Consider the following 5,145-nt stretch of genomic DNA (forward strand, 5'->3'; position numbering starts at 1 on the left):
CCTTTTTGCAGTTTTGTGGCAGCCAAAGACGGAATTGGCCGAAATGCGCGGGTTTCCAACCATTCGACAGCCGGATCGGGCCCTCTGCGGCCATGTGGATCGCCGAATCACCGGCGAATCACACGAGCCAGCAGGCCTCTCAGCTCCATCCACCGCTCAGGCGAAGATCTCGGCCAGCCGGCCGCCGGTCGGGCCGTCCTTCCAGTCGCGCAGTTCGACGTAGAGCGCCGCCTGGAGTGCGGTCCACACCGCGACGAAGACCGTCTGGAGAATCGCCGACAGGATGGTGGACAGCAGCGACGCCTCTTCGCGCGCCGCCACCGCGGTGACGCCGTTGACTGCCACGTCGGCGATCCCGAGCGCCGCCGCCGCGACCAGGTAGATGACGAGGACCAAAGCTGCGAGGCCGAAGATCCGCCAGCGCGCGCCCTTGGTCAGCGCGGCGCTGCGCCCGAATGCCGAAAAGATGCCGATCCGCTCCTCTATCAGCGCCGGCGCCGCGACCGACCAGGCGGTGGCGAGCATCAGCCCGGGCACCACCAGCAGGAGCGAGCCGGCCCACACCCCCAGCCAGAACAGGATGGAGATGCCCGCCACGGGCAGGAACAGGCGCAGGCCGGCAGCGACCAACTCGGCGCGCGACACGCTCCGCCCCTCGGTCAGTGCGATGCCGAGCTGGATCAGGACGGTTTCGGCGATCGCATAAAGCAGCAGCCACAGGATCGCGATGGCGGCACCCGCAATCAGCACCGGCGTGAGGTTCGGGGCTACTGCCATGCCGGCGAAGTTCACCGCGCCGGCGATCTCCAGCAGCATGTACGGCAGAGCGGAGAACAGAAAGCTGATCCCGAAGAAGCGCACCGGCGCCGCGCCGATCATGCCGAACGTACGGGCGAGCACGCTGCCCACCGTCATCTCAGGACCTGCTGCCACCATCACCCCCCTTGCTGCGACCCGGGCGCACGCTCGACCAAGCCGGGCGGCTTGTCCAGCGGCGACGTGGGCGGTTGCGTGCGCCGCAGCATCGAATAAGGTCGGCATCGAATCGGGGCGCGGAGGACGGGAACAGTGGGCGAGGCCGCTGGCGAGAAGGCGGCCGAGTTCCGGGCCGCGCATGATGCGCTGCTGCACGATGCGTCCGTGCAATTCCAGCTCTCCCGCCCCACCCCGCCCGCTAAGCCCCCAGCCTGGATGGATGCACTGGGCGACTGGCTGAAGGACGTGCTGCAACCGATCGGTCGGGCGCTCGCCTGGATCGGCAGCCTGTTCCCCGACGCGCCCTATGCGCGCATCCTGCTGTGGGGCGTGATCGCGATCGCCGGCGCGTTCATGCTGTGGATGGCGGTGCAGCGCATCCGCCACGGCGAATGGCGCTGGCCGGACCTGCGCCGCCGCAGGTTCCGCGCTCTGGCGCTCGGCGAGGACGACGACCAGTCCTTGTTCGAGGCGGCACCGGTGCGCGCCTGGCTGCGCGAGGCGGATGCGCTCGCCGCGGCGGGGCGCTTCGCGGAAGCGGCGCACCTTTTGCTGTTCCGATCGGTCGAGGACCTGGCGCGGCGCCGGCCCGGCAGCGTCCAGCCCGCGCTCACCGCGCGCGAGCTCGCCGCCGCCCCGGCCTTCCCCGCCCGCGCACGCACCTGCTTCGCTGCGATCGCCGCCGTGGTCGAGCGGAGTCTGTTCGGCGGGAGGCCGGTCGATGCCGACGACTGGCGCACCACCCGCGCCACCTATGAGGAGTTCGCACTACCCGGATCGTGGCGGGCATGAGCGATGTCGCGAGCGGCCGCTCGGCCGCTCCCTCCCCCGGCCTGCTCTCGCCGGTCACCGTGGCGATCCTGCTGGGCGTGGGCATGCTCAGCTTCGTCGCAATGCTGGTGCTGGGCGCCTATGCCCCCGACCTGGGCGGCGAGGGACGCGGCCGGCCGGGCGGGCACGCGCTGTCGCGCGCGGTGACCGGCTATAGCGGGATCGTCGCGCTGGCGAGGGCGACCGGGCGCAATCCGCGGATCGTGCGCAGCGACGTGCTGCTCGCCACCGAGGACCTGGTGGTCGCCACGCCGACGGCCGGTAGCGTTCCGGTCGACCCGGTGCTCGACCCGCGCGGCGCCACCCCGACGCTGCTGGTGCTGCCCAAATGGACGACCGGCCCGCACCGCCAGAAGCGCGGCTGGGTGACCGTCTACAGCCTGATCGACCACGACGAGCCCGAAGGCGTGCTCGCCCCCGCAACCACCTTCCGCGTGGTGCGCGGGCGCAGCGGCGGGCGGCCACTGCGCACGGTGGAGCCGCTGATGACCGGGGTGCGCTTCACCGCGCCGCGCCCGCTCCAGGCGATCCGGCCGGATACGGTGAAGCCGGGAGCCGCCTATGGCCGGCTCGAACCCCTGGTGGTGGACGACGCGGGCAACATCGTCGTCGGCCAGTTCACAGGCCTCCCGCTGTTCCTGCTTGCCGACCCTGACCTGCTCGACAATCGCGGCATGCACGATGCGGGCACCGCCGCCAGCGCGCTGGCGATGCTCGATTACATGAACTCCAACGAGGCCGAGGGCATCGCCTTCGACGTGACGCTCAACGGCCTCGGCCGCTCACCCAGCCCGCTCAAATTGCTGTTCGAGCCGCCGTTCCTGGCGGTGACGCTCGCCCTGGCGGTCGCGCTGCTGCTGGCGGTGCTGGGCACGGTGACGCGCTTCGGCAGCCCCCGCCCGCGCGCCCGCGCCATCGCTTTCGGCAAGACCGCGCTGGTCGACAACACCGCCGTGCTGGTCCGCAAGGCAGGCCGCGAGGCGCGGCTGGGCCCGCGCTACGCCGAGGTGGTGCGCGAGGCGGCGGTGCGCGCCTTCGGCGTGCCGGCCCGGCTGCACGGCAGCGCGCTGGACGATTATCTCGACCGGCTTGGGCGCGGCGCGCCCTTTACCCGGCTATCCCGCTCGGTGGCCGAGGCGGGCGACAAGGACGAACTCATGCGCGCCGCCGGCGCGCTACATGCATGGCTGAGGAGACGCGACGCGTGACGATCGAGGAAGTGGCCGCGCTGGCAGGCGAGATCCGCGCGGAAGTGGCGCGCGCGGTGGTCGGCCAGGACGCGACGGTGGAGACGATCCTGGTGGCGCTGCTGTCCGGCGGCCATGTGCTGCTGGAAGGACCGCCGGGCACCGCCAAGACACTGATCGCGCACAGTTTCGCGCGCGCTAGCGGGCTCGCCTTCGGGCGCATCCAGTTCACGCCGGACCTGATGCCCGGCGACATCATCGGCGCCAACCTGTTCAACTTCCAGACCAGCAGCTTCACGCTGACCCGCGGACCGATCTTCACCGACCTGCTGCTCGCCGACGAGATCAACCGCACCCCGCCCAAGACGCAGGCGGCGCTGCTGGAGGCGATGCAGGAGCGTACGGTGACCATCGACGGCGACAGCCTGCCGCTCGGCCCCCGCTTCACCGTAGTGGCGACGCAGAACCCGATCGAGCAGCAGGGCGTCTATCCGCTGCCCGAGGCGCAGCTGGACCGGTTCCTGTTCAAGCAGATCGTCGACTATCCCTCCGAGGCGGAGGAGCGGCGGATCATCGCCACGCATGGCGCACGCGATGGTGCAATGGAGCCCGAGACCTGGGGGGTCGAGCCGCGGGCCGACGCCGCGCGCATCGGCGCCGCGGTGGAGGCGGTCGCCGGGGTGCGGCTCGCCGAGGAGGTGGTGGCCTATGTCGCCGCGCTGATCCGGGCGACGCGCGACCATGCCGATCTCCAGAGCGGCGCCTCGCCGCGTGCCGGCGCGATGCTGGCCGGCGCCGCCCGCGCCCGCGCGGCGATGGACGGGCGCGACTTCGTGATCCCCGACGACGTCAAGGCGCTCGCTCCCGCCCTCCTGCGCCACCGCCTGATCCTGGCGCCCGCCGCCGAGATCGAGGGGCGCGCAATCGAGGATGTAGTGGCGGACATCATCGCCACGATCGAGGCGCCGCGTTGATCTATCCCACGCGCGCCTCGGCCCTGGCGGCGGCGGCGGGCGTGCCGCTGGCGCTGGTGGTCGCCGTCGTGCTGCCGGCGCGCTGGTATGCCGCGCTCGCCTGGTCGGCGGCGGTGCTGCTGCTGACGCTGGCCGACGCGCTGCTCGCCGCGCGGCGCGGCAGTGCGACCTTGCGCCTGCCCGCCTCCATGCCGGTCGGCGCGGAGGCGGACCTCCGGGTCGACATCCGCATCCAGGGGCCGGTGCGCACCGCGGAGGTGGCGATCGCCGCCGATCCTTTGCTCGCCACCGAGGATGACGGGCGCCGCTGGGTGTCGATCGAGAACGGCCGCGGCACCGCCTTGCTGCCGGTGACCAGCCTCAGGCGCGGCACCGCGCGGATCGGGGCGGTGTGGCTGCGCTGGCGCGGGCCGCTCGGGCTCGCCTGGCGCCAACGGATGAGCAAGGCCGAGGGCGGGCTGCCGATCCTGCCGGACCTGCGCCCCGTCCACCAACGCGGCGCCGCGCTGCTGCGCCGCTACGCGCTGGAAGGCCTGATCGCGCAGACCGAACGCGGCGAGGGCACCGAGTTCGACGCGTTGGTGGAGTATCGCGCGGGAATGGACCGGCGCGCGATCGACTGGAAGCAATCCGCCCGCCACATGAAGCTGCACGCCAAGCAATACCGGCCCGAGCGCAACAACCAGATCGTCTTCGCGATCGATTGCGGCCGTCAGATGAGCGAGCCGGTGGCGCAGGTGCCGCGGGTGGATCGCGCCGTCTCCGCGGCGCTGCTCGCCGGCTGGGTGGCGCTCAAGCTGGGCGACCGGGTGGCGCTGGAGGCGTTCGACGAGCGGCCGCGGCTGTCCACCGGCTTCGTCGGCGGATCGCGCGCCTTTGCCACGCTCCAGCATCGCGCCGCGGCGATCGACTACAGCCTGGCCGAGAGCAACTACACCTTCGCGCTCACCGATCTCGCCGCGCGGCTGACCCGCCGATCGGCGATCGTGCTGTTCACCGAGTTCACCGACGTGATCACCGCCGACTTCCTGGTCCGCGCCGCCGAGCAACTGGTCGCCAGCCACCTCATGCTGATCGTGGTGCTGCGCGACGAGGAGCTGGAGGCGGTGATCGACCGCGCGCCCGCCGAGCCGGCCGACATCACCCGCGCGGTCACCGCGGCGGGGCTGCTGCGCGAT

General features: G+C 72.0%; 5 protein-coding genes. 4 read left to right on the forward strand and 1 reads right to left on the reverse strand.

The genetic code is table 11. The annotated features are described in order from the left end of the window. Positions 1-156: 156 nt before the first annotated feature. A complete protein-coding gene (locus ACFDTH_RS17240; protein WP_375288792.1) occupies positions 157-933 on the reverse strand; it encodes a hypothetical protein in 777 nt (258 codons plus the stop codon). Positions 934-1,068: 135 nt separating this feature from the next. On the opposite strand from ACFDTH_RS17240, the gene ACFDTH_RS17245 reads away from it, so the two are divergent. From ACFDTH_RS17245 to ACFDTH_RS17260, 4 genes are all read left to right on the forward strand, one after another. Continuing rightward, entirely contained in the window at positions 1,069-1,767 is a 699-nt protein-coding gene (locus ACFDTH_RS17245; protein WP_375288793.1) for a DUF4129 domain-containing protein, read from the forward strand. Beyond that, positions 1,764-3,014: a hypothetical protein gene (locus ACFDTH_RS17250; RefSeq protein WP_375288794.1), complete on the forward strand. Its 1,251-nt coding sequence runs from the start codon at positions 1,764-1,766 to the stop codon at positions 3,012-3,014. Before ACFDTH_RS17245 ends, ACFDTH_RS17250 begins: the two co-directional genes overlap by 4 nt. After that, the gene (locus ACFDTH_RS17255) at positions 3,011-3,967 is read left to right on the forward strand and encodes an AAA family ATPase (RefSeq protein ID WP_375288795.1); all 957 of its coding nucleotides are present in this window, start codon (positions 3,011-3,013) and stop codon (positions 3,965-3,967) included. Before ACFDTH_RS17250 ends, ACFDTH_RS17255 begins: the two co-directional genes overlap by 4 nt. Beyond that, positions 3,964-5,145: DUF58 domain-containing protein (locus ACFDTH_RS17260; protein ID WP_375288796.1), on the forward strand; the 1,182-nt coding region annotated here is incomplete at its 3' end. The genes ACFDTH_RS17255 and ACFDTH_RS17260, both read left to right, overlap by 4 nt.

The organism is Sphingomonas sp., from assembly GCF_042096255.1.
Taxonomy (GTDB): Bacteria; Pseudomonadota; Alphaproteobacteria; order Sphingomonadales; family Sphingomonadaceae; genus Sphingomonas.